Annotated in this window: 20 protein-coding genes; 6 read left to right on the top strand and 14 right to left on the bottom strand. The window is 44.8% G+C overall.

From position 1 onward, the window contains the following. Positions 1–21: 21 nt before the first annotated feature. From KUG37_RS05290 to KUG37_RS05270, 5 genes are all read right to left on the bottom strand, one after another. Positions 22–795, bottom strand: coding sequence for an enoyl-CoA hydratase (locus KUG37_RS05290; protein ID WP_216935733.1), 774 nt, complete (start codon positions 793–795; stop codon positions 22–24). A 23-nt stretch (positions 796–818) separates the two neighbouring features. After that, the gene (locus tag KUG37_RS05285; RefSeq protein WP_216935732.1) at positions 819–1,946 is read right to left on the bottom strand and encodes an acyl-CoA dehydrogenase family protein; all 1,128 of its coding nucleotides are present in this window, start codon (positions 1,944–1,946) and stop codon (positions 819–821) included. Positions 1,947–2,006: 60 nt separating this feature from the next. Continuing rightward, positions 2,007–3,644 carry an AMP-binding protein gene (locus tag KUG37_RS05280; protein WP_216935731.1) on the bottom strand — a complete coding sequence of 546 codons (1,638 nt, stop codon included), beginning with the start codon at positions 3,642–3,644 and terminating at the stop codon, positions 2,007–2,009. An 86-nt stretch (positions 3,645–3,730) separates the two neighbouring features. Next, complete coding sequence (mmsB, locus tag KUG37_RS05275; RefSeq protein WP_216935729.1) at positions 3,731–4,621, bottom strand: 3-hydroxyisobutyrate dehydrogenase; 891 nt, start codon at positions 4,619–4,621, stop codon at positions 3,731–3,733. Between the two features lie 11 nt (positions 4,622–4,632). Next, complete coding sequence (locus tag KUG37_RS05270) at positions 4,633–6,162, bottom strand: CoA-acylating methylmalonate-semialdehyde dehydrogenase (protein ID WP_216935727.1); 1,530 nt, start codon at positions 6,160–6,162, stop codon at positions 4,633–4,635. Between the two features lie 179 nt (positions 6,163–6,341). Between KUG37_RS05270 and KUG37_RS05265 the strand changes: the two genes are divergently transcribed. Beyond that, positions 6,342–7,226 (top strand): LysR family transcriptional regulator, encoded by an 885-nt coding sequence (locus KUG37_RS05265; protein WP_216935726.1) that lies wholly within the window; start codon positions 6,342–6,344, stop codon positions 7,224–7,226. 167 nt (positions 7,227–7,393) lie between these two features. Further along, entirely contained in the window at positions 7,394–8,071 is a 678-nt protein-coding gene (locus KUG37_RS05260; RefSeq protein ID WP_216935725.1) for a type 1 glutamine amidotransferase domain-containing protein, read from the top strand. A 115-nt stretch (positions 8,072–8,186) separates the two neighbouring features. Here KUG37_RS05260 and aliA read toward each other — a convergent pair whose 3' ends face one another. The 4 genes from aliA to badH all read right to left on the bottom strand — a co-directional run bounded on the left by aliA (position 8,187) and on the right by badH (position 12,685). Then, the gene (aliA, locus tag KUG37_RS05255; RefSeq protein WP_216935724.1) at positions 8,187–9,854 is read right to left on the bottom strand and encodes a cyclohexanecarboxylate-CoA ligase; all 1,668 of its coding nucleotides are present in this window, start codon (positions 9,852–9,854) and stop codon (positions 8,187–8,189) included. A gap of 48 nt (positions 9,855–9,902) precedes the next feature. Continuing rightward, on the bottom strand, positions 9,903–11,060 hold the full coding sequence (gene aliB / locus KUG37_RS05250) for a cyclohexanecarboxyl-CoA dehydrogenase (RefSeq protein WP_216935723.1): 1,158 nt from the start codon (positions 11,058–11,060) through the stop codon (positions 9,903–9,905). A 12-nt stretch (positions 11,061–11,072) separates the two neighbouring features. Continuing rightward, positions 11,073–11,855: a 2-ketocyclohexanecarboxyl-CoA hydrolase gene (badI, locus tag KUG37_RS05245; RefSeq protein WP_005170964.1), complete on the bottom strand. Its 783-nt coding sequence runs from the start codon at positions 11,853–11,855 to the stop codon at positions 11,073–11,075. 62 nt (positions 11,856–11,917) lie between these two features. After that, positions 11,918–12,685 (bottom strand): 2-hydroxycyclohexanecarboxyl-CoA dehydrogenase, encoded by a 768-nt coding sequence (badH, locus tag KUG37_RS05240; RefSeq protein ID WP_216935722.1) that lies wholly within the window; start codon positions 12,683–12,685, stop codon positions 11,918–11,920. Between the two features lie 424 nt (positions 12,686–13,109). Between badH and KUG37_RS05235 the strand changes: the two genes are divergently transcribed. Beyond that, positions 13,110–13,601: a MarR family winged helix-turn-helix transcriptional regulator gene (locus KUG37_RS05235; protein ID WP_216935721.1), complete on the top strand. Its 492-nt coding sequence runs from the start codon at positions 13,110–13,112 to the stop codon at positions 13,599–13,601. Between the two features lie 93 nt (positions 13,602–13,694). Here the strand turns inward: KUG37_RS05235 and KUG37_RS05230 are convergent, their stop codons facing one another. After that, positions 13,695–14,966, bottom strand: a complete 1,272-nt coding sequence (locus KUG37_RS05230; protein WP_216935720.1) for an MFS transporter — start codon at positions 14,964–14,966, stop codon at positions 13,695–13,697. Between the two features lie 344 nt (positions 14,967–15,310). Here KUG37_RS05230 and KUG37_RS05225 point away from each other — a divergent pair, with 344 nt between their 5' ends. The 3 genes from KUG37_RS05225 to KUG37_RS05215 all read left to right on the top strand — a co-directional run bounded on the left by KUG37_RS05225 (position 15,311) and on the right by KUG37_RS05215 (position 18,321). Next, positions 15,311–16,534: a CaiB/BaiF CoA-transferase family protein gene (locus KUG37_RS05225; RefSeq protein ID WP_216935719.1), complete on the top strand. Its 1,224-nt coding sequence runs from the start codon at positions 15,311–15,313 to the stop codon at positions 16,532–16,534. Between the two features lie 639 nt (positions 16,535–17,173). Next, positions 17,174–17,545, top strand: coding sequence for an MbcA/ParS/Xre antitoxin family protein (locus KUG37_RS05220; RefSeq protein WP_216935718.1), 372 nt, complete (start codon positions 17,174–17,176; stop codon positions 17,543–17,545). Further along, on the top strand, positions 17,542–18,321 hold the full coding sequence (locus tag KUG37_RS05215; protein WP_216940268.1) for an RES family NAD+ phosphorylase: 780 nt from the start codon (positions 17,542–17,544) through the stop codon (positions 18,319–18,321). Before KUG37_RS05220 ends, KUG37_RS05215 begins: the two co-directional genes overlap by 4 nt. 150 nt (positions 18,322–18,471) lie before the next feature. On the opposite strand, the gene KUG37_RS05210 is transcribed toward KUG37_RS05215, so the two are convergent. The 4 genes from KUG37_RS05210 to KUG37_RS05195 all read right to left on the bottom strand — a co-directional run bounded on the left by KUG37_RS05210 (position 18,472) and on the right by KUG37_RS05195 (position 24,517). Further along, positions 18,472–20,154 (bottom strand): AMP-binding protein, encoded by a 1,683-nt coding sequence (locus KUG37_RS05210; RefSeq protein WP_216940266.1) that lies wholly within the window; start codon positions 20,152–20,154, stop codon positions 18,472–18,474. A 75-nt stretch (positions 20,155–20,229) separates the two neighbouring features. Continuing rightward, positions 20,230–21,726 carry an NAD(P)/FAD-dependent oxidoreductase gene (locus KUG37_RS05205; RefSeq protein WP_216935715.1) on the bottom strand — a complete coding sequence of 499 codons (1,497 nt, stop codon included), beginning with the start codon at positions 21,724–21,726 and terminating at the stop codon, positions 20,230–20,232. A 15-nt stretch (positions 21,727–21,741) separates the two neighbouring features. Further along, positions 21,742–22,581 (bottom strand): alpha/beta fold hydrolase, encoded by an 840-nt coding sequence (locus KUG37_RS05200; protein ID WP_216935714.1) that lies wholly within the window; start codon positions 22,579–22,581, stop codon positions 21,742–21,744. 133 nt (positions 22,582–22,714) lie between these two features. Further along, the gene (locus tag KUG37_RS05195) at positions 22,715–24,517 is read right to left on the bottom strand and encodes an acyl-CoA dehydrogenase C-terminal domain-containing protein (RefSeq protein WP_216940264.1); all 1,803 of its coding nucleotides are present in this window, start codon (positions 24,515–24,517) and stop codon (positions 22,715–22,717) included. Positions 24,518–24,551: the final 34 nt, after the last annotated feature.

Below are 24,551 nucleotides of genomic sequence, written 5' to 3'. Positions count from 1 at the left end.
TTTGTTCCTATTATGAATTTCCTATTGATGGGTAAATCGGGCTGGACGTTTTTCCACAAAAGCTCGCATCCCTTCTTTTTGGTCAGAACCGGCAAAAATTGAATGAAATACCCGTCGTTCAAAGCGCAAGCCTTCGGCTAGGCTCACTTCAAAGGCCCGATTAATTGACTCTTTAATCATCATCACTGCAGGTAAGGATTTTTCGGCAATCTTTTCCGCGGCTTGCAGTGTCTGTTCCAGTAATTCTTCTTTGGCAAATACCCGTGCCACCAGACCACTTTGCTCTGCTTCTTGCGCTCCCATTTGTCGTGCAGTCAGGCACATTTCCATGGCTTTGGCTTTACCGATTGCCAGAGTTAAACGCTGCGTTCCACCAATGCCCGGCAATACGCCTAAGGTGACTTCAGGTAAACCAAACTTTGCATTATCGGCGCAGTAAATAAAGTCGCACATTAAGGCCAATTCACATCCACCGCCCAAGGCATAGCCACTGATCGCAGCAATTAAAGGTTTACGGCGCTGGGCTATTCGATCAGCCAGACTGAAAAAGTCATCTAGATAAATTTGCGGAAAATTTAGATCTGCCATTTCTTTGATATCGGCACCGGCGGCAAAGGCTTTTTCCGAACCGGCAATCACAATACAGCCAATTTTTGGGTCTTTTTCCAGCTGATCCAGTGCCTGATTGATCTCGACAATCAGCTGGTTATTCAAGGCATTTAACGCTTGCGGCCGGTTTAAAGTAATCAGCCCGACACCGTTACGCTGTTCGAGTAAAATAGTTTGCCATTGCATGATAAAAATCCCTTTAAAATGAGTTATAAACTGCGTGCAATTACCATACGCTGAATATCGCTGGTGCCTTCATAAATCTGACAAATACGTGCATCTCGATAAATACGTTCAATCGGGAAGTCTGTCAGATAACCGTAACCGCCAAAAATCTGGAGTGCCTTAGAGCAGACACGTTCGGTCATTTCCGAAGCAAATAATTTGGCCATGGAGGCTTCAGTCAAACAGCTTTCACCGGCTTCCTTTTTACGTGCGGCAAAATGTACCAGTTGACGTGCAGCTTCAATTTCGGTAGCCATACTGGCCAACCGGAAAGAAATTGCCTGTTGCTCAAAAATCGGTTTGCCAAAAGCCACACGATCATGCGCATATTTGGTGGCTTCTTCTAAAGCTGCACGTGCCAGACCCACTGCTTGTGCAGCAATACCGATCCGCCCACCTTCCAGATTGGCCAAGGCAATTTTCAGGCCTTCACCTTCTGCACCGAGTCTTAAGCTTTCATGAATGCGGACATCGGTTAAGGCAATCTGGCAGGTATCCGAAGCATGCAGGCCCAGTTTTTCTTCCACCCGAATCACCTCATAACCTGGCGTATCGCGCGGGACTAAAAAGGCACTCATCCCCTTTTTACCCGCGTCTGGATCCGTCACAGCAAAGACAATAATCATTCCGGCATTATGGCCAGAGGTAATAAACTGTTTGGCACCATTAATAATATAGTGATCGCCATCTTTGACGGCACGGGTTTTGATCGCTGCGGCATCCGATCCGGTATGCGGTTCAGTCAAGGCAAAGGCACCAATCATTTCCCCTTGAGCCAAAGGCTTTAAAAACTGCTGCTTTTGCTGTTCAGTTCCAAACTTGAGAATAGGCACACAACCCACCGAGTTGTGTACGCTCATGATGGCTGAAGTTGCACCATCTGCGGCGGCCACTTCTTCGAGGGCCAGTACATAAGCCAGCGTGCCTGTACCCGAGCCGCCCCATTCTTCTGGAATTAGCATGCCCAGAAAACCTAACTCGCCCATTTGGGACAAGGTCTGTTTAGGGAATATGCCTTTTTGGTCCCACTCGCCGGCAAAGGGTTTAATCTGTTCCTGGGCGAAGCTTTTGGCCATATCCTGAATCAGTTGTTGCTCTTCCGTAAATTGCATTGATTCTTCCTTCAATCTCTTTAATGCGATCTTTTATTCAATTTGCCGGCTTTGGCTGATTTATGCGGTCTTTACCTGCTGCTTGTTGATTTCCTGATTGCGCAGTAAAAAGCGCTGAATCTTACCGCTCGGGGTTTTTGGCAATTCAGTGACAAATTCAATCAGGCGTGGATAGGCATGTGCAGACAAACGCTTTTTCACAAACTGGCCCAGTTCTTCTTCCAGATGTGGCGAAGCTGCAAAATTGTTCGCCAGAATTACAAAGGCTTTGATGACTTCGGTACGTTCAGGATCAGGTACGCCAATCACCGCAGCTTCAATCACCGCATCATGTTCCAGCAAGGCACTTTCTACATCAAATGGCCCCACGCGATAGCCTGAGGTTGTAATGACATCATCACTACGTCCAACAAAGCTCATACTGCCATCGGCATGAATTTCTGCGGTATCACCGGTTAAATAGTAGTGTCCAATAAATGGAGATTTGCGGCTTTCTTCATAACCCGAGAACCACATCATTGGAGATTGACTGATATCTACCGCTAGGACGCCCGGAACGTCAGCCGTTAACTCATGACCTTGTTCATCTACAACCGCAATTCGATAACCGGGACTGGCAAAACCTGCCGAACCTGAACGGACCGGATGTTCCAGAGCATGATGATTGCACACCACCATCCCGACTTCAGTCTGGCCATAATGGTCATAAATCGGTACATCCAGCACTTCTTTAAACCAGCGGATCACTTCCGGATTCAAGGGTTCTCCTGCACTGCTGACGACGCGTAACTTGCCCCGTAACTGTGTCATGTGTGCAGGATCAGCCGCCATCATCATGCGGTAAGCTGTTGGCGCACCGGCCAGATTGGTAATACCATATTCCTTGATAATTTCGCAGACACTTTCTGCATTAAAACCGCCTTCATAAAACAAGGTAGAATGGCCGAGCAATAACGGTCCAGTAATAGCGTAGTACAAGCCATAGGCCCAGCCCGGATCGGCAATATTCCAGAAAGCATCATCCTCGGTTAGACCGATGGCATTGTGCATGTAGCCGGCAAAAGCAATCAGCGCTTTAAGTGGAACTTTTAAGGGTTTGGCCGGTCCGGTGGTTCCAGAGGTAAACATCAATAAAAATGGCTCATCGATACTGAGCATTTCCAGTTCACAGTTTTCAGCTTGCCGGTTCAACACCGTCCAGAAACTTATATCTTGCGGATAGGTTTCGGCATGTACCGTCACAATCGGAGGGCAGTTGCTAATCTCGGATAGTTTCTCCCGATTCGCCAGATCAGTCACCACTAGCTTGCTTTGCGCCATCTGAATGCGATGCTCAATGGCTTTGGGACCAAAGGCGGTAAATAAAGGTTGATACACTGCACCCATGCGCCAGGTTGCTAAAATGGTAATGATCAGCTCTGGGGTACGTGGCAATAAACCGGAAACGCGGTCACCTTTGCCAATGCCCTGAGACTTCAGGAAATTTGCAAACTGACTGGAATATTTCTTCAGTTCGCGAAAGCTATATTGTTCTTTGCGGCCATCTTTGCCGTACCAGTACAAGGCAACTGCATCGGAGTCGGCATGACGATCGCAACATTCATAACAGGCATTTAACGCCTGCATTGAACCGGACAGATACTGCTTTGTAACCGTATTTAAATCAAAATTTTGAACCGTTTTTTTATAATCTAACATGTTAAACCTCAGCCTGAATTTATCGTTATTACTGACAGGGTATTGTTAATGAAGCGAATCCTTGCTCCATCTGGATATTTTAAGTTTTAAGCAGGTGGCGTCGTGTATTGATGCATAATGCTGGAAAAATCCAGATGGGCATCGCCTTCCTGACACAGTTGCTGATAGAGTTTTTGTACCATGCTGCCAAGTACAATCGGCTGGTCAACTTGCTGAGCTGCATCGACGGCCAGGCCCAAATCTTTAAGCATCAGCTGTGCTGCAAAACCGTCTGTATACCCCCGTGATGACGGCGCATTGGCACAGATATCCGGCCAGGGATTATAAATTTCAGAACTCCAGCAACGTCCGGTTGAACTATTGATTACGCCAGCCAGAGCCTGAGGATCAATTCCCAGTTTGACTCCAAGTGCCATCCCTTCTGCAACCGCAGTCATGGAAATACCCAGAATCAGGTTATTACAGATTTTTGCCACCTGTCCTGTTCCAACAGCACCACAATGCACCAGATTTTTGCCCATAGCGCTGAGCACTGGCTTGACTGCCTCAAAGGTCACCTCGTCTGCACCGACCATAAAGGTCAAGGTGCCATCTTTGGCGCCCAAAGTCCCGCCGGATACAGGTGCATCACAGACGCGAATCTGTCTGGCCTGACCTATTGCAGCAATTTCCTGAATCGTTTGCGGATCAATGGTACTGCTATCAATACACAAACTACCCACTTGAAGGACGTTCAGAATACCGTGTTCACCGAGATAAACCTCACGTACATGCTTGGCTGCAGGCAACATGCTGACCACGATATCTGCCTGCTTTGCGGCTGCTTGTGGACTGTCGCAGACCACACCGCCCGCTTGTGCAAAATGCTGTAAAGCCACTTCACTCAAGTCATAACCAAATACCTGATGGCCTGCCTTGAGCAGGTTCTGTGCCATGGAGCCGCCCATGTTGCCTAAACCAATAAATGCAATCTTCATGCTCATGCTCCTTAACGCAAACTGATCGTAGTATTGACACCAGTGGTTTCCTGATCATCTTCAAACCAGCGGCTGGTAATGGTTTTGGTCTGGGTATAAAACTGCACTGCCTGCTTGCCATAAGGACCTAAATCCCCCAGTTTTGAACCACGTGAACCGGTAAAGCTGAAGAACGGCACAGGGACAGGAATTGGAATGTTAATGCCGACCTGACCGATATCAATCAGGTTCTGGAATGTACGTGCAGTATTGCCATTTTGAGTAAAGAGCCCAACGCCATTACCAAATGGATTGGCATTAATCAGCTCAATTGCTTGCTCTAAAGTGTCGACATGCATGATCGCCAGTACCGGACCAAACACTTCTTCTTTATAGATTCGCATATCGGTCGTGACCTGATTAAAAATCGTTGGTCCGACAAAATTGCCCTGCTCATAGCCTGGAACCTGTACATCACGGCCATCTAGCAGTAATTCAGCGCCTTGTTCAACACCGCTGTTAATCAGATCAATCACGCGGGTTTTGGCACGGGTTGAAATCACCGGGCCAACATCAGTATTTGGTTCATGGCCTGCATTGACCTTTAAGGTTTTGGTTTTATTGACCAGTTCATCGACCCAGTGCTTGGTTTCCCCGATCATCACAGCCACTGAAAGTGCCATACAACGCTGACCTGCTGCGCCAAAGGCTGCACCGACCAAAGCATTTAAAGTCTGTTCTTTATTGGCATCCGGCATGACTACAACGTGGTTTTTGGCTCCCATCATCGACTGTACACGTTTACCATGTTGTCCCGCCAGGTTATACACATGCGTACCCACAGCGGTCGAACCGACAAAGGAAATGGCTTTGATATCGCGATGGGTACACAGCAGATCAACCACTTCTTTACCGCCATGCACTACATTTAGCACACCAGCAGGTACGCCTGCCTGAATCGCCAGTTCGACCAGCATCATGGTTGATAGCGGATCTTGTTCCGAAGGCTTTAACACGAAGGTATTACCGCAGGCAATCGCCATCGGGAACATCCACAGAGGAATCATCGCCGGGAAGTTAAATGGTGTAATTCCGGCACAGACACCTAGTGGTTGCTGCAAGGTATAGGTATCGACACCGCGTGCCACGCCCTCAATATACTCACCCATCTGTAATGAACCGATCGAACAGGCATGCTCGACCACTTCCAAGCCGCGTTGGATATCACCTTCGGCATCTGCCAGTGTTTTACCCTGTTCTGCCGTTAATACTTGCGCAATACTTTTTAAGTTAGTACGAATCAGATCTTGCAGTTTCAGCATAATCCGCATACGTGCCTGAATCGGGGTGTGGCGCCAACTGGCAAAGGCATGTTGTGCGGCAGCAATGGCGGCATTGACTTCTTCTGCGGTAGCAAAAGGTACCTGACCCAAAACCTCCTGAGTCGCAGGATTCACAATATCTTGCCAATGGCTGGTTTTTGATTCGACAAATTCACTATTAATCAAGAGTTTGGCGGTGGTAAATCCGGTACTTTGCAGTGGATGATGAATAGCGTTCATGGTCGCTCCGTGCTGGTTTGTTATTGTCGTTGTATCTGCCTTTACTGGCTGTTTTAAACGTATTATTTTTTACGCTGTTTAAGCAGACTAACAAAGAACACTTTGACCACCAATAGAAATTGATGCACGATGGATGTGCAAATATGCACAGCAATTTAACAGGATGTTAAATAAAAAAAATGAAAGTAGATTGGGATCATTTACGTTTTTTTTTGGTTTTGGCACGTGCTAAAACGCTTACCAATGCAGCACGCTTGATCGGAGTGGAACACAGTACCGTTGCACGGCGGATTCAGGCTTTGGAAAGCACCCTCGGTACGCAACTGTTTAAGCGCGAGGCCACTGGCTATGAACTGACCTCTGAAGGTCTGGCACTGGTGCCGCGTGTGGAACAGATGGAACAGTCTTTTATCCAGATTGACAAGCGCCATGACCCTTTGCAAGGCCGGGTTCGGATTGGTGCACCAGAAGGTTTCGGTACGGCATTTTTAGCGCGGTTACTGGCCGAGTTTTCCCAGCACTACCCTTTGCTGACCATTGACCTGATTCCGGTGCCGAAAGCGATCAAACTTTCACATCGTGAAGCTGATATTGTCATCGCGATTGACCGGCCCAAATCTGGTCCCTATATCATTACCCGGCTCTCCAATTACTGTCTAAAGCTGTATGGCAGCCAGCATTATTTACAGAAAAATCCGAAAATTAAAAAACTGGAAGATCTTAAACAGCACCGTTTTGTCGATTATATTGATGATCTGGTCTATAGCTCGGCACTGTATTCATTAGAACGCTTGCCGCTGCAATTGACTGCCTGTTTTCGCAGTAACAGTATTCTGGCCCAGCAAATTGCCGTCAGTGCGGGTGCCGGACTGGCGATTTTACCGAAATTTCTGGTTCATGATAAAAACGAACTGGTAGTGGTTCTGGGCGATCAGGTCAGTTTTACCCATACGTTCTGGATGCTGACGCTGGTCGATCTGCAACACGAACCGAAGATTAAACTGGTTTGGGATTTCCTGCGAAAACAGGCTGACCTTCAGCAAGATCTATTAATGGGCAGATGAATGATCTTTAAAACTGTTCGCTTCGTAGATGCAGCCTTGAGTTAAATTAACTTAAACAAAAACGTATCGATACAGCAAATGAACGTATTACAACATTCCAGATGTCCGCAACTTGCTAAATTAACAATCGGTTATTCGCAATGTTTAATGAAATACAGGAAAATAATATGAAAATCTTGATGGTACTGACGTCACATAGCCAGCTGGGTGATACCGGCAAAAAAACCGGTTTCTGGCTGGAAGAGCTGGCTGCGCCTTACTATACCTTTGTTGATGCAGGTGCAGAGGTGGTTTTGGCTTCTCCTGCAGGTGGTCAGCCGCCTTTAGATCCCAAAAGTAGCGAACCAGACGCACAGACTGAAGCCACCAAACGCTTTGAAGCAGATGAAGTGGCCATGCAGCAGCTTGCCAATACACATAAATTAAGTGAAGTCTTGAATCATGATTTTGATGCCGTGTTCTATCCGGGCGGTCATGGTCCATTATGGGATCTAGCCGAAGACCAGAACTCTATTTCCTTAATCGAACAGACTTTACAGGCAGATAAACCTGTGGCATTGGTTTGTCATGCACCGGGAGTGCTTCGTGATGTGAAAGATGCAGAAGGCCATTCTATTGTAGAAGGCAAGACAGTGACCGGTTTCAGTAATACCGAAGAAGACGGCGTAGGACTGACAGATATTGTGCCATTTTTAGTTGAAGACATGCTGAAAGAAAAAGGCGGCCAATATTCTAAAACCGATGATTGGCAGGTGTATGTACAGCAAGATGGCTTACTGATTACCGGACAAAACCCGGCTTCTTCGGCTGCAACTGCTGAAGCTTTATTAAAACAATTAAAGTAGAAGCAAGTCCAAAGCTGGAATTCACTATTATGAGAGCACTGCTCTTTTTTGAATAAGAAAAACCCCGAATAACGCAACATTATTCAGGGTTTACTTTATCTATTCATTTCAAAATTTAGTTCGCTTCAACCGCCGTTGAGGCAATATGTTGTGCCAGTAATTCTCTGAGTTTAAATTTCTGGATTTTCCCCGATGGGGTCATCGGAATTTCTTCCCATACCTCTAAACGCTCCGGAATATATTGCATGGCCAGATTGTGGGTTTTCAGGAAATCCACAAGTTCATTCAAGCTTAAAGCCTGTACCGGATCTTTCAGCTTGATGATCGCACAGGCACGCTCACCCATTCGTTCATCCGCATATGCCACCAAGGCCACTGTTGCGATATTGGGGTGTTTATAAAGCAGTGATTCAATTTCCGCGACCGGAATATTTTCTCCGCCACGAATAATCACATCTTTTTTGCGTCCACAAATCCGGATATAGCCCTGTTCATCCTGATAGGCAATATCGCCGGTATCGAACCAACTCTCTGCATCTGTATCATTCAAATGTGGGCGTTTTAAATAACCGCCAAAACTTGAGCATGAACGAATCATTAATCGCCCAGGTTCATTTAATGGTTTAATCTCCCCCGCTTTATTGACGATTTTGATTTCTACACCAGGCAAGGAAATTCCATCTGTATTGAAGGAACGTTCATCATCATCTTCGAGTCGTGTGGTGGTAATTGCTCCACATTCAGTCATGCCCCAGGCGGAAATCACTTTAACGCCTAAAATTTCCCGGGCTTTTTGTACTAATGGTCCTGGAATTGGCGCACCAGCACACAGGAAGACTTTAAGTGAGTCAACCTTGTCATGCTGTTCTGCCACAGTACTGGACAGATCATTCAAAAATGGTGTCGAAGCCATGGTGAAATTCACCTGATACTGATGGATCAGGTCAACTGCTTTGGTTACATCCCAGACATCCTGCAACACCACTGTGGTATTGAGCTGAACCGGCATCATCAGGCCATACATAAAACCAGTCTGGTGTGCCATTGGTGAAGCCATCAGGATCACATCATTTTCAGTTAAATGTAATCGTTCTGCATAAGGCACAATATTGGAAAATAAGGTATTGGCAGTATGCATCACCCCTTTTGGCTCACCGGTAGTGCCCGAGGTGAAAATCAGCTGGGTAATGTCATCCGGGCCAGATTCCAAGCTATCCAGTTCAGCAAGAGCTGACGGATTCTGTTCTAGTCCATGATTGAGCAACAGCTGATCAAAATTGTTCTCGCCTTCACCATTGACTACAACTATATGTTTCAAGGTGTCCAGTTTGTTTTGCAGCTGATTGGCCAGCTGTTCATGATTAAAGTTGCGGAAAGTTGTTGGTACGACAAAAACTTTGGACTCACCATGTTTAAGCATGAATTCCAGTTCACGCTCCCGGAAGATGGGCATAAGTGGATTCAATACAGCACCGATACGGCTACAAGCCAGATACAGTAAGGAAAATTCCCACCAGTTCGGTAACTGGCAAGACACCACATCATTTTTAATCACACCGAGCTGTTTCAGACCTAGGGCAATCTTATTGGTCATTTCCCAAATCTGCTGATAGCTAAAGCTCTGCTCAGTCTGGTGTTCCAGCTTAAAACTGATCAGCGCCGTTTTCTCCGGATTTTTTTCTACAGCACGGCGTAAAAAATCGAGTATTGTCTGGTTTAACCAGTGTCCCTGTTTGAGCATTGCCTCTTTTCTGGCCGGGATCAGAACCGCATCGAAATCCATTCGCTTACTCCTCATTATAATTTTAGTACAGACCTGCACTTTATATTTTTAAGCCGGTACAGCCTTACGTCCTACCTTGTGCCGCGCAATAATTATTTTCATGATCTGCGCTGTTCCGTCACCAATCTGGAAGCCCAACACATCGCGCATCCGCTGTTCCATCACACCCCGGTCATATCCGGCATGACCAAAGGTCAGCAAGCATTGATGAATGACATCATAGGCCAGTTTCGGCCCCCACCATTTACACATTCCAGCCTCGGAGGTGTGTGGCAGATGATTGTCTTTCAGCCATAAGGTTTGCAGGCACAGTAAACGTGCTGCTTCTACCTGAGTCTCGTACTCGGCCAATGGGTGTGAAACCCCTTGGAAAGCACTTAAAGGTTGACCAAAAGCTTCACGTTGAGCCGCATATTCCCAGGCTTCATCCAGACTGACACGCGCAACAGCTAGAACCTGTAAGCCAATTAAGGCACGTGAAAAGTCAAAGCCCTGCATGACCTGCACAAAGCCTTTGTTTTCATCACCTAAACGATGATTAACTGGCACTCGTACATTATCAAAGAAGATTGAGCCACGACCAATGGCACGCTGACCATGACAGTCAAAACGCGTAGTGCTAATGCCCGGTAAATCCATCGGAACCAAAAGTGCTGTCACGCCATGTGCACCATCTTCATTTGCACCAGTACGACCAAATACCACAGAAGCATCAGCCTGATCGGCTGCAGAAATCGAGGTCTTTTCACCGTTAATCACATATTCGTCACCATCACGTTCGATTTTCAAACGCAGGTTGGCTGCATCTGAACCACCACGTGGCTCGGTCAGTGCAATCGAAAAAATCGCTTCGCCCGCGGTCAGTTTTTTCAGCCAAGGTTCAACCACTTCGGGTTGACCATGTTCTGCCAGAATCTGGCCATTCAAAGACGCCAGCAAATTAATATAGGAAAAACTTAAATCTGCTTTGGCCACAGCTTCATGAATGATCCCCGCAGCCAGACGCCCCATGCCTTGACCGCCGTACTGTTCAGGCAGTTCCGGTGCAATAAAACCCATTTCACCCATTTTTTTGACGAGGTCACGATCAAAGACTCGACTTTGATCACGTTCTAAAAAACCGGGTGCAATATATTTTTGCGCAAATTTATCAACGGTTTCTGCCAAGAATTCTAAATCTTCGGTGATATAAGGATTTTTTGACATTATTTATGCTCCTTATTTATAAAATTTACGGAATTCAGGCTGACGTTTTTCTTTCAATGCATTCACGCCTTCCCGCGACTCTTCGGTATCGTAATAAAGTTTCAATGCATACATGCCCATGCCTGCAATACCGGCCTGATGTGCGGTATCCATATTGAAGCTGCGCTTGGCAATCGCAATCGCAGTCGGACTGCGCTGACAGATCTCTTCTGCCCAGGCCTGTACTTCCGCATCCAGTTGATCGGCAGGTACACATTTATTCGCCAGCCCCATTTCAACTGCTTCCTGTCCGCTATAACGACGGCACATATACCAGATTTCACGGGCTTTTTTCTCACCGACCACGCGGGCCAAATATGCTGTGCCATAACCTGGATCGACTGACCCCATTTTTGGACCAACCTGACCAAAAATCGCTTTCTCTGAACAAATGGTCAGATCACAAATGGTCGCTAGCACGTTGCCGCCACCAATGGCATAACCTTGTACACGGGCAATAACCGGTTTTGGTACATCACGAATCGCTGTATGTAATTCTTCCATTGGTAAACCAATGGTACCGCGGCCATCATAATTACCATCATGCGCGGATTGATCACCGCCAGTACAGAACGCACGATCACCGGCACCAGTCAGTACAATCGCACCGACTTCACGGTCATAGCCTGCTTTGTTTAGCGCCTTGATTAATTCATCACAGGTCGTCCCACGAAAGGCATTCATTTTTTCTGGACGATTGATGGTGATCCAAGCCACGCCATTTTTTACTTCGTATAAGATATCTTCAAAATTCATTGTTATAACTTCCTGTACTCATCTATCTGACTTTATTATTCATATTTTCTAGCGGTTTTTGCTTAACCACTCATGGTTAAACCACCAGACACACTTAATACCTGTCCCGTAATAAAGCTGGCATCCTCACTTAAAAAGAACGCAATCGAAGAAGCTAAATCTTCAGGTTGGCCTAAACGACCTAACGGAATAGCACGAGTGAAAGCCTCACGGAGTTTTTCTGGATTTGAGGCACCTTCAGTCACACCGGCAAGCAATGCGGTATCGGTCGGCCCAGGACAAATCACATTAATTTTGATGTTATGACGAGAATGTTCACGTGCCAGTGTTTTAGAGAACGAAAGTAGTCCACCTTTACATGCGGCATAGACGGCCTCACCAGAAGAACCGACCCGCGCAGCATCAGAAGCAATGTTGACGATACTGCCAGAATTCCGCTCGACCATACCTTTCAGAACAGCAAAGTGCATATTTAGCATACCGACCAGATTGATCTGGATCAGCTTGTCCCATTCCTGCGGATTAGTTTTTACAAAAGGCTTAAAAATATCCCAACCGGCATTATTGACCAGACCATCTATCGGGCCAAGCTCGGCTTCTACTTGCTGTACAGCCTGCTCGACCACATTACGATCGGTAATATCACACCGCACTGCCAAAGCCTGACCATTCTGCTGGTTAATGTCCTGAGCCAACTGTTCAGCGGCTACAATATTCATATCAAAAATCGCAACTTTGGCACCTTCTTCCGCCAGACGGCGACAGGTTGCCGAACCAATCCCACCTGCACCACCGGTCACGATGACCACTTTGTCCTTTAAGCCTTTCATGGTTGTCTCCCTACTCTATTTTTATCCAAATCTTTAGGGCATTTTTTATTGATTGCCTGTCTTTAACAAAATAGGATCATAATAATTTTATGTCAATATATTTACATAAATTAAAATTAAATATTTATTTAGTCATTTAAAATCAATTGATTGGTATTTTAACAGAATAAATACATTGACATATAGTGGCTTTAATCTTAACGTTTAGGAATAATTACAGGCATATGACAGAATAAAGAAAGATGCTGGAACGCCTTCAAAACCCGGCGAATGAAGTTCTATAAATTCGGACAAAAAGCAATGCGAGCCTATATCGACCGCCTATTACTCACACACCGATAGAAAACCGGAATTTGATTTCTAGCAGATACCTTTTAGGTATAATGCCTCTTATTTAAATGCTTTGATCAGGGTGGTCTTTAAAATGAGTGATGCTCTACCAAGTAATTATGATCAATCCTTGTATTCTGCCCACAATAGACTTTTTTTTAGACTGTTTCAGGTCGGCAATACCCTAGACCGCAAATGTTCAAATGAATTGGGGATTTCTCCTGTGCATTGGGCAGTACTGGGTGCCTTGTCCCGACCACGGGTGCAATCCGGGATGTCCTTTTCTGACCTGACCGAATATCTGGGTGTGAGTCGTCAAAATCTGGATGCAGTTCTAAAACGGCTGGAACGCGATGGTCTGGTACAACGCATTATTAGTGAACATGACCGACGCGCAAAGAATGTCGCCCTGACCGCTGAAGGCCTGAAAACATGGGAAAGTCTGCAAGATGATTTCTTTAATTTTTATGGACAGGCCTTAAACACCTTGGCTTTTGATGATGTGGTGACCTTGATCCACCTGTTAAACAAAGTAAATGATGGTCTGAAAAGCATTAAAATCGAGAAACAGACAGCTGGTTCTTAAAAAGTTAGTCCAAATGCACGATAAAAATTCAATAAAAAATGAGCCTTAAAAGGCTCATTTTTTATTGATGACTGAATAGATTTTAGAGGCTTTCTATGCCTTTTGTGGGTCGTATTGACGATCTTTAATAAAGATCCCGGAGACTGCACCACATAAGAAATAAGCGCCGCCCATAATCAGGAAGCCGAGACCAATGGAACCACCACTAGCCGCTGCACCAATAATGGCCGGGGCAAACATCGCTCCAATACGTCCGGCATTATAGGCACCTCCTACCGCTGTGCCACGAATAGAAGTCGCAAAGCTTTCAGTCATATAAGTGGCATTAATCGCATATGGAATACCATACAGGAAACCAAAGAAAATCAGCAGATAAGCAATATTGTCAGGACTATTAAACAGGACAATCACCGGCAGGAAGATAGCCGTACCAATGGCGCCAAAGGCAAATACAAAGCGCCGTCCTAAACGGTCTGCGGCAAAACCAGCCAGAACTTTACCGAAAATCATCGCCACATAAGTGCCAATCATATAGCCCGCCATCGATTTGAAATCCATATGTAGTTCAGATTCCAAATAGGCAGGCATCCAGTTATTTACCCCGTAATAACCGAATTGTAAGAAACCTGCGGTGAGCATCCAAAGAATAAACATCTTGCGGTTTCGAGGATCAGCAAAAATTTCTTTTACCGTACTTTGTTTAACGGGCTGCTGTGCTGTTGTCTCTATGGGTGCATATAAACGTTGCAGTCTGGCACGTTGCCAAGATTCTGGCTCGGGTACCAGTTTCTGGATAAAAATGGCCAGCACCGATGGAACAATCGCCACAAAGAACAGCATCCGCCAACCGTAGTCTGGAATAATCCAGCCCGCCAATAAGGTGGCCACAATATAACCGACAGTCCAGCCCGCTTGTAGCGTGCCCAAGACGGTGGTTCGATATTCGGTCGGTACATATTCTGCCATAAGTGTACTGGCTGCAATATAAAGCGAACCAATACCGAAGGCAGAGAGAAAACGTAAGATAGCGAATTGTTCAAAATTTTGAGTAAAGCCCAGTGCAGCCGTTAATACAGAAAATATAAGAATAGAAATAACCACGGTACGCACACGGCCTAAACGATCGCAGGCCCAGCCGCCAATAAAACCACCTATCGCCATTCCTGCCAGGGTGAAGCTTCCCAATGTGCCTGCCTGTAAATTACTTAAACCAAATTCAGCTTTCAGGCTGTTTAAGCTAAATGAGAGCAGCAACATATCTGCTCCATCCACCAACAAGGCCAGGAAGGCAAAGATAAAAGCAATTTGCTGGGTTCTTTTGGTGGTGGGTTTAATTTTTGCTAATTCTGTTACTAAATCTGTCATGGGTAAAATGTCCTTGTTTTCCCTATTCCTTAGTTATTTTTCAATTGTTCTATCGTTCAATGACATATTGCGTTGCACTGATTTGAATTTTCAGCCCAATGAATACAGCGCAAATAGTGTCTAATTTTTTAACGTTTTTCAGATCTCCTTTTGCTCTGTTTGGTTTATTTTTTAAGCCAGCTTAGAGTAATAAAGCTCATGTGAATTTTCAATAAAATTCGATATATGATTTTGTCATGCGGAATTATTTATCATTAATTTGATTATTGAGTCATTTTAATATAGTTTTAAGGTGGAAATTGGACATTTCATCCTCTTGGATAAGATAAACAGGGAGTGTAACGATGGGTGCTTTAACAGGCTTTCGCATACTGGACTTAAGCCGTATTTTAGCGGGCCCTTGGTGTAGTCAGATTTTGGCCGATTTAGGTGCAGAAGTAATCAAAATTGAAAAACCTGATCACGGCGATGACACACGTATTTGGGGACCACCCTGGCTCAAAAACAACCAGCAAGAAGATACGCAGGAATCAGCTTATTATCTTTCTGCCAACCGCGGCAAACACTCGGTTGCTATAGATTTATCTACGCCTGAGGGCCAGAGTATTATCAAGAAACTTGCCGAACAGAGCGATGTGCTGATTGAGAACTATAAAGCCGGATCCTTGAAAAAATATAGTCTGGATTATGCAAGTCTCAGCCAGTTAAATCCGCGGCTGGTTTATTGTTCCATTACCGGCTTTGGTCAGAATGGTCCTCGTGCCCAAGAACCCGGCTATGATTTTATTGTTCAGGGTATGGGTGGCATGATGAGTGTCACCGGTGAACGTGATGATCTACCGGGTGGTGGCCCACAAAAAGCAGGTCTAGCCTTTGCTGATCTGACCACTGGTTTATATTCGGCGATTGCGATTCAGGCGGCTTTACTGTCCCGGGAAAAAACCGGTGAAGGCCAGCATATCGATATGGCTTTGCTAGATACCCAAGTTGCTTCCCTTTCCGTGCTGGCGATGAATTACCTCACCTCAGATAAGATACCCGGACGTTTTGGTAATGCGCATGCCAATATTGTGCCTTATCAGGTTTTTAAAGCCCAGGAAGGTGAATTTATTATTGCCTGTGGCAATGATTTGCAATTTAAGGCATTTTGCCAGGCAGTTGGTTTAACTGAGGTTGCAGAAGATCCGCGCTTCTTAAAAAATTCAGGTCGGGTTACACATCGTGAAGAACTAACCACTATCTTGCAAGCCCATTTCTATTCCCAACCGGCTAAAGCCTGGGTCGATCTGATCCATGCAGTTAAGGTACCTGTGGGTATGATTAATAACCTGAAGCAGACTTTAGAAGAAGAACAGGTATTGGCACGTGATATGGTAATTCAGATGCCGCATACCTTACGAGAAGATTACACCTCGATTGGTTCGCCGATTAAACTCTCCAAGACACCGGTAGAATATAAAAAGGCACCCCCATGTCTGGGTGAAGATACAGACAAAATTTTAAGTCAATATTTAAGCACTGCTGAAATAGAACAACTGAAAAGTAAAAAAGTTATCCAGCAGCGATAAACCTGCAAGCAATAAAAAAGGAATCTTTCGACAAGCCCCTCTCAAAAATGGTTGATTTTTTGGAAGGGGCTTTTGCAATTAATTATTATAAATAAATACTTGCACTCCTTATTTGGGGCCATCATGGTGCGAACAAATTTTTCTGAATAATTACTTTGTGAATTTTAAATATATCTATAACTATAAATTTGTAAAAAACACCATGAGATGAGTGAGATTTTTTTAAATTCAATTGGTTATGTAATAATCATGTATCCAAATAGAGTAGTGCGACATGCAAATATTTAATATTTGCCAATCCGATCTTTTGCATTTGAATGGTCAGAAGATTATAGGAGTAAGACCGCTAGATCAGAGTGAGTATGATCTAGCTGAGGTGGGGGAAATGTGGTTAATTCGCTTGGATTCAGGGGGCGGTGGTGCAATGTTTTGATGATGAAATTATGAAGCATTAATCCAAGTGAAGCCCCTTTGAAAATCAACCGATTTTCAAAGGGGCTTGTGCTATTGCGGTTTTTTTTATGGCCTGTATTTGGCTCTAAGGCGGTTAAGGGTGATCAAGCAAAAATAAGTACATTGTGCAATATGCACATTTAGTATACTGTATGTGCATATAAGACATAAAAAAAGGGCATGATTATGAACGCACTGGCAAAACCTTCCCTTGATAGAAAAGTGGTATTAGCTACTGCCGTGCTTAATGTAGCCGATCAGCTTGATCTTAAACAGGCGCAATTGGGCGCAGTGCTTGGAATGCAACGCACCGCTATTAGCAGAATGAAAAGCAAACCTGAACTCGACCCTGAATCCAAACAAGGTGAACTCGCAGTGATGCTTATCCGCATCTATAGAGCCTTGTTTAGCCTGATGGGTGGTGACTTGGAATGGATGCGCCACTTCATGAAAAGTCATAACAAAGTTACAGGGGGCATTCCACAAGAACAAATCCAAACGGTTGCTGGCTTGATGTCTGTACTCCAATTTGTTGATGCTATGCGAGGAAAAGTATGAGTGAGAATCAAGGTGATCTATGGCAATCATGCGAAGGGGGAAAATACATCAGCCCACTGTCAGGCACACTCTATCGCCTAGTTGAAAGTCAGGAACAGGTGGCTACACGACAACTGGTAGCCACACTTGAAGAACAAAGTGTGCTTGAGGACATTGTGGAAGGGAAAAAACCACCCTATCCTACCCATTCTAAAAATCCTGCAAGTTTGGAAAATTTGCATTATTTACTCAAAACGCCATTTCGCTACCCACCGCTTAAATGGGGTTCTCGTTTTGGACGAGTCTTTGAACCTAGCATTTTTTACGGTGGATGCTCTGTAGATGTGACCCTGATTGAGTCAGCCTATTATCGCTTCATACTTTTTCAATCTATAAGCAATCCGCTTAACCGAAGCCTACGTTCACAGCACACTCTATTTTCTGTTAATTACAAGACTGATAAAGGCGTGCGCTTGCAGAACGCACCATTTGAAGCACATATCAATTTGATCTCCCATCCTTTTGATTACAGCCACTCGCAGCGTCTAGGTACAGCCATGCGTAATAGCGGTGTAGAAGCGTTTGAATACCCATCAGCAAGAGCCAAGGGCAATGCAGTATGCGCAGGGCTTTTTACAGGGAATGGATTCAGCAGCACCAGTCCCGCGATCCGTGAACAATGGTTCTGTGATGTCACTCAGGACACCGTGGTATTCAAGTCTGCCGAAGCATCCGTTGTGGTCAGCTTTGACTTATCCATGTTCCTAGACGATGGGGTACTCCCACACCCTGCCTAAAAAGGTATTTAGTTCCTGGAATTTAACCGAATCCAAAAAAACCTTTTGAATGCATACCCTCTCAAAAAATTAACCAATTTTCAGAGAGGCTTGATCTTTCGATTCCTTTTTTATTTTGAGCATGCTCAGTTAAATTTCTCCATCATTTTTTTAGCAGGCTTTGGCGCTGGGTTCAATAGTTCGAGGCAGCTCGCGACGCAGAATTTTTCCTACTGCAGACTTTGGTAGTTCGGACACAAACTCAATGTATTTCGGCAATTTATAACTGGTCAGTTGCTGCTTCAGATAAGTCATAACTTCATCCTGGGTTAGACTATCATCCTGTTTCACAATAAATGCCTTCGGTACCTGTCCAGATTTTTCATCATCAATTCCAATGACCGCACATTCCAGTATTTTCAGGTGTTTGGATAACACACCTTCAAGTTCATTTGGATAGACATTAAATCCGGACACCAGAATCATATCCTTCTTGCGGTCCAGAATGGTGATGTAGCCCTGCTCGTTCATACAGCCGATGTCACCTGTCAGGAAGTAACCGTCTTTGGTAAATACCTGTGCCGTAGCTTCCGGTTGCTGCCAGTATCCTTTCATCACTTGTGGTCCACGAATGGCTATTTCTCCAACCTGATTAAGCTCTACAGGTTTTCCTTCATCATTCAGAATCAGGATTTCGGTTCCTGCCAGCGGCAAGCCGATAGTCCCGCTAAAACGCCGACTTAAAGGCGGGTTAAAAGTTGCGGTCGGTGAGGTTTCAGAAAGTCCGTAGCCTTCAAAAATCTGGCAGCCTGTGACCTCATGCCATAAATCTGCCGTATTTTTCAGGATAGATGCTCCTCCGCCAGTTGTGGTTTTCAAAAGTGAATGATCAAGCTCACGGAAACGTGAATGATGTGCCAAGGCATTAAACATGGTATTCACCCCCGGGAAAACAGTGGGTGGATGTTTCTGATATTGATCCACCAAAGCATCCAGATCTCTTGGATTTGGAATCAGGACATTAGCGAAACCTCGGCTCAGACCATAACTGAACAGACAAATGGTAAACCCGTAAATGTGATACAGCGGTAAGGCACAAAACACATATTCATCTTTACTGGCATAGCGATCACCGAAATGGCTGATAAATACGGTACTGTTTTGGGCGATATTAAATAGAATATTACGGTGACTCAGTTCAGCACCTTTAGAAACACCAGTTGTGCCACCGGTATATTGCAGGATCACTGTATCTTCCTGATTCTGTACAGGCGTTTTAAAATCTATGCTCTGAACCTGATCCATGGCTGTTTTAAAGTCGAAAAACTGTTTATCCGGATATTGTGATGCCTGACTATAAATAGCACCTGACTGATCTTGAATAAAATCGAGCGGATTGGTTGAAATCACATATTTGAGTTGAGGACATTCATCTAGTGCTGTTAATTGCTCTAAAGTCTGACCCAGGATAATCAATGCTTCTGCACCAGAATCCTGTAATTGATGATACAGTTCACGCTGGGTATACATGGGATTGACATTCACCAGAATATAGCCGGCCCGAATAATGGCAAAGGTTGCAATCGGGTATTGAATAATATTGGGCAGCATCACTGCAATACGGCTACCCGCCTTAAACCCTAAATCCTGCAAAAATGTCGCCATTTTTTGACTATAAACATCGATGTCCTGATAACTGAATTTCCGATCCAAATAAATAAATGCGGTTTTATCCTGAAATTTAAGCAAATTTTCAGCAATTGTTGTACTCAGGGTTTTCTCAGGATCAGGCCGAGTAAATTCCGGATTGATATTCCACTTTTTATATTCTTCCATCCATGGCTGACTGGTCATTACAGCGCTCCTTATCCTTGGTTTAAATTTACTTTGTATTGTTAAAACAATCAGGTTCTGATTTTTAAAAGACATTTACACCACTTTCTGCGGTATCTGCCCAGCATAGTGGTAGTGATAACCACTACGAATAAAATGCTGATTTTTATCTCTAAATGAATGCGCATAATCCGGCCAGACCAAAGTCAGCTTACGACTGACCGGGTCCAGATACCAGCTTTTGCAGCTTTCCGACAACCAGACGCTGCCTTGCGAAAGTTGTTGTAGTTCCTGCATATAGGTATTTTCAGCTTCTTGATCTGCTTCAAAGACCTGAATCTGTTCCTGCTCAAAAAACTGTAAGGCATCCAGAACCAGATCAAACTGGGTTTCCAGGAAATAAAGCGCTGAATTATGCCCACTTCCGGTGTTTGGCCCATTTAAGATAAATAGGTTTGGAAAGTTATGTACAGTGGTCGACTGATAGCCTTGCATGCCACTAGACCATTGCTGTTCCAGGCTTAAACCATGTTTACCAACGACCTTTGCAGCATAGGGTGGACGTGCAGCTTCAAAACCAGTGGCGAAAATAATAATATCTGCTAGATACTGCTGCCCGGATTGACTTAATACGCCGTCTGTAGTGACTTCTGCTAAGGCTGAATTTTCCAGCGTCACATTCGGTTTTAAAAAAGTTGGATAATAATCATTGGACAATAATAAGCGCTTACAGCCTGGTTCATAATGCGGTGTAAGTTTCCGCTGCAATTCAGGATCTGCAATCTGGTGTTTTAAGAATTGCAGGCAGTTTTTTTTGACCCTCTCAATCTGGCTTTTCAGATTACGGCGCTGGGCAAAATTATATTCATTGCCCCAAAACAAAGAATGCCTTAAGTCTGACATACTGTCCGGATCTTTACGGAAAAGCTGTTTTTCTATGTCGCTGTACGCTCGGTCTGGCCGCGGCAAAATATAAGGTGCACTGCGTTGCAATACAGTCAGGCTTTTTGCTGTTTTGGCTATTTCAGGCACAAGCTGAATGGCGGAAGCGCCTGAACCGACAACAACGACACGCTGATTATCCAGATTTACTTCGTGGTTCCAGCGTGCAGAATGCATCACTTGGCCTTGGAATTCTTTCAGACCCGGAATTTGTGGTAGGTGTTCATCTGCCAGATGCCCGGTCGCCGTAATGAGAAATTCTGCCTGATACGGACCTTTAGAGGTTTGAACTTCCCAGATTCGTTCTCGTGCATTCCAGCCAGCTTTTTCCAGCTGTGTATGAAAATCGATATGTGGTCGGATATTTTCCTGATCACAGCACTGAATTAAATAATGCTGGATTTCTGCTCCTTGCGGAAAGACGCGTGACCAGTTGGGATTTTTAATAAAAGAAAAAGAATATAAGTGGGACGGTACATCACAGGCGACACCGGGATAGGTATTGTCACGCCATGTGCCGCCCACTTCTACTGAACGTTCAATGATTTTAAAATCGTGAATGCCCTGCTGTTTAAGATGGATCGCCATTCCCAAACCGCCAAAACCGCTACCTACGATTAAAATCTTGCTGCGCTGTACTTGAGCTTGCATTATTTTTCTCCTTTTTTAAGGCATGGAGGGCTGGATTTTTTGATTTGCCGGATACTGTTCTGGATGCTGGCTAAACTGGTTCACCAATTGCAACACTTCTGCTGGCGCTTCGATATAGAGCGCATGTCCCGAAGAAATTTCGGTATAACGACTACTTTCAATTGAGGCAAAAAGTAGCTTTGCTTGTGCTAAAGGTACCATGCGGTCTTCACGGCAGGCCACGATCAAGGTCTCTGCACAAATATCAGGCAAGATCGGTGTGATATCAATGCGATAATTCAGTTCACGCTGTTTGGCGGCATCTGTGGACGGCTTTACAAAGCGTGCCAGATCAAGTACCTGCTGTTCGGTGCGTGCAGACAGATAATCATCGCTATACAGGCAGTAATTAACAAAATGCGGCAAGGCAGCAGATTGTTCATTAAATAACTGTTGCCAGATGGTAGTACGCAGTTGCTGCACCGAGCTGGTCTTTGCCCATCCGGCTAACAGGATCAATTGCACCACGCGTTGTTTCAAGCTGGCCGCTACTTGCGCAGCAATAACGGCACCGAGTGAATAGCCCATGACAGTAATGGCTTCATCTTCTGCAACGACTTGCTGAATCAGCGCTTCGACCTGCTGGCTAAAATCGGTAATCACCAGATCGGCTTTATCAGGCGTATGTAAATCAATCGATAAAACTCGCTGATGAATGCCCAGCATGGGGAAAATATAGCTGAAATGCTTGTCGGTATTTCCACCGGTGCCATGGATCAGAATAATGGTGGGAAATGTGGAGCGCTGCCCGACTTCATGATAAGTGAGTTGCAGGTCACCATAAGCACACTGTCGCGTAATCATGTCTAAATCCATATAGACTCCTGATCTTGTTATTTTATGGTCTATTCAATATCAAAAAATAAACATCGATATTGAATGCTGTGCAGGTCTAAAAATAATAATTTCAAAAAAGACCCACGATCAAGACGATCGTGAGTCAAAATATTTAATCAAATTTGAACTCTTCCGGTTCAAGCAAGAACAGGCTTTCTCCGCCTGCTAGAATATTGGCAGTATGCGTTGCAGTTCTCGGCAAAATCCGGGCAAAGAAGAATTGTGCAGTTTTGATCTTTGCCGCATAGAACGGATCAGTATCGCCTTCTTCAATTTTCTGTTGCGCAGTAATAGCCATTTTTAGCCATAGATAAGCAGACACCACATAACCAGAGAAATATAAATAGTCGACTGACGCCGCACCAATTTCATTGGCAGACTGTTGTGCCTGAGCCTGAATGGTTTTGGTTAATTCCAACCATTGTTCAGTCAACTGGCTCACTTGAGCTACGTGCTGACTAAACTGGGCATGTTGCTGATATTCTTTCACATAGTCTTGAATTTCATCAGTTAATGCAGTCAGCAGACCCAATTTTGATCCCAGAACTTTACGCGCCAATAAGTCAATGGATTGAATTTCAGTGGTGCCTTCATAAAGACTCGCAATACGTGCATCACGGGCAATCTGTTCCATGCCATGTTCAGCAATATAACCGTGACCACCAAAGACCTGCATGCCATGTTTGGCAGCTTCCACGCCTGTTTCCGTCATTAACGCTTTAGCAATTGGCGTTAATAATGCCAGACGGTCTTCTGCTGCTTTCTTCTCTTCAGGATTATCCGTTGCTTCAGCAATATCGGCATAGGTTGCCAGATAATACGCCAGTGCACGTGAACCTTCTGCAAATACCTTTTGGGTCAGCAGCATGTTACGTACTGCCGGATGTACAATAATTGGATCTGCCGGTAAATCCGGTGCTTGTGCCCCGGCCAGTGAACGCATTGCTAGACGGTCTTTGGCATAAGCCAAAGCCCCTTGATACGATGATTCTGCTGCTGCCAGACCCTGAATGGCTGTCCCGATACGCGCAGAGTTCATAAAGGTAAACATGCAGTTTAAGCCACGGTTTTCAGGCCCGATCAAAAAGCCATTGGCATTGTCAAAATTCAGCACACAAGTCGCATTCCCGTGGATCCCCATCTTGTGTTCAATGGCACTACACACCACGCCATTACGCGAAGCCACATTTCCAGCTTCATCTAGATTGTATTTAGGCACGATAAACAGTGAAATGCCTTTGGTGCCTGCAGGCGCATCCGGTAAACGCGCCAATACGATATGTACAATATTTTCAGCCAGGTCATGTTCACCTGCTGAGATAAAGATTTTCTCACCGCTGATGCTGTAGCTGCCGTCTTCATTTGGCACTGCTTTGGTACGGATCAGCCCCAGATCAGAACCGGCATGGGATTCGGTTAAACACATAGTTCCAGTCCAGCGACCTGCGATTAAAGGTACCAGAAACTTTTGTTTTTGTTCATCACTACCGTGATGCTCTAAAGTGCGCATGGCACCATGGGACAGGCCCGGATACATGCCCCAAGACCAGTTGGTCGCAGTAATAATTTCAGAAATAGCAATACGGTATAAAGTTGGAAAACCTTGACCGCCATATTTTTCATCACCGGTTAATGAGGTAAAGCCAAGTTCCACATACTTGTCATAAGCAGCTTTAAAACCATCCGGTGTCGTTACGATGCCATCTTGCAAACGGCAACCCTGCTGGTCACCTGTCGCATTAATCGGTAGAAGTTCGTTTTGGCAAAAGTCCGCAGCGACTTCCAGATATTGCTCCATAATATCCATAGAAACCTTGTCTACGAATTTTGCATAGTCCTGATATTTCTGTTCAACATTGAGCAGGTCCTTCAGGACAAACTTCATGTCTTTTAATGGCGCAATATAATTTCTCATCGTAATTCCCTTGTATGAGTTCTAATTTATGTAT

Source organism: Acinetobacter sp. BY419 (assembly GCF_019038395.1).
Classification (GTDB): Bacteria; Pseudomonadota; Gammaproteobacteria; order Pseudomonadales; family Moraxellaceae; genus Acinetobacter.
This window is presented reverse-complemented; position numbering and strand designations above follow the sequence as displayed.

Coding starts and splice junctions, on each gene's coding strand:
- KUG37_RS05290 (WP_216935733.1), bottom strand. CDS start 795: ATGCAATGGCAAACTATTTTACTCGAACAGCGTAACGGTGTCGGGCTG.
- KUG37_RS05285 (WP_216935732.1), bottom strand. CDS start 1,946: ATGCAATTTACGGAAGAGCAACAACTGATTCAGGATATGGCCAAAAGC.
- KUG37_RS05280 (WP_216935731.1), bottom strand. CDS start 3,644: ATGTTAGATTATAAAAAAACGGTTCAAAATTTTGATTTAAATACGGTT.
- mmsB (WP_216935729.1), bottom strand. CDS start 4,621: ATGAAGATTGCATTTATTGGTTTAGGCAACATGGGCGGCTCCATGGCA.
- KUG37_RS05270 (WP_216935727.1), bottom strand. CDS start 6,162: ATGAACGCTATTCATCATCCACTGCAAAGTACCGGATTTACCACCGCC.
- KUG37_RS05265 (WP_216935726.1), top strand. CDS start 6,342: ATGAAAGTAGATTGGGATCATTTACGTTTTTTTTTGGTTTTGGCACGT.
- KUG37_RS05260 (WP_216935725.1), top strand. CDS start 7,394: ATGAAAATCTTGATGGTACTGACGTCACATAGCCAGCTGGGTGATACC.
- aliA (WP_216935724.1), bottom strand. CDS start 9,854: ATGGATTTCGATGCGGTTCTGATCCCGGCCAGAAAAGAGGCAATGCTC.
- aliB (WP_216935723.1), bottom strand. CDS start 11,060: ATGTCAAAAAATCCTTATATCACCGAAGATTTAGAATTCTTGGCAGAA.
- badI (WP_005170964.1), bottom strand. CDS start 11,855: ATGAATTTTGAAGATATCTTATACGAAGTAAAAAATGGCGTGGCTTGG.
- badH (WP_216935722.1), bottom strand. CDS start 12,685: ATGAAAGGCTTAAAGGACAAAGTGGTCATCGTGACCGGTGGTGCAGGT.
- KUG37_RS05235 (WP_216935721.1), top strand. CDS start 13,110: ATGAGTGATGCTCTACCAAGTAATTATGATCAATCCTTGTATTCTGCC.
- KUG37_RS05230 (WP_216935720.1), bottom strand. CDS start 14,966: ATGACAGATTTAGTAACAGAATTAGCAAAAATTAAACCCACCACCAAA.
- KUG37_RS05225 (WP_216935719.1), top strand. CDS start 15,311: ATGGGTGCTTTAACAGGCTTTCGCATACTGGACTTAAGCCGTATTTTA.
- KUG37_RS05220 (WP_216935718.1), top strand. CDS start 17,174: ATGAACGCACTGGCAAAACCTTCCCTTGATAGAAAAGTGGTATTAGCT.
- KUG37_RS05215 (WP_216940268.1), top strand. CDS start 17,542: ATGAGTGAGAATCAAGGTGATCTATGGCAATCATGCGAAGGGGGAAAA.
- KUG37_RS05210 (WP_216940266.1), bottom strand. CDS start 20,154: ATGACCAGTCAGCCATGGATGGAAGAATATAAAAAGTGGAATATCAAT.
- KUG37_RS05205 (WP_216935715.1), bottom strand. CDS start 21,726: ATGCAAGCTCAAGTACAGCGCAGCAAGATTTTAATCGTAGGTAGCGGT.
- KUG37_RS05200 (WP_216935714.1), bottom strand. CDS start 22,581: ATGGATTTAGACATGATTACGCGACAGTGTGCTTATGGTGACCTGCAA.
- KUG37_RS05195 (WP_216940264.1), bottom strand. CDS start 24,517: ATGAGAAATTATATTGCGCCATTAAAAGACATGAAGTTTGTCCTGAAG.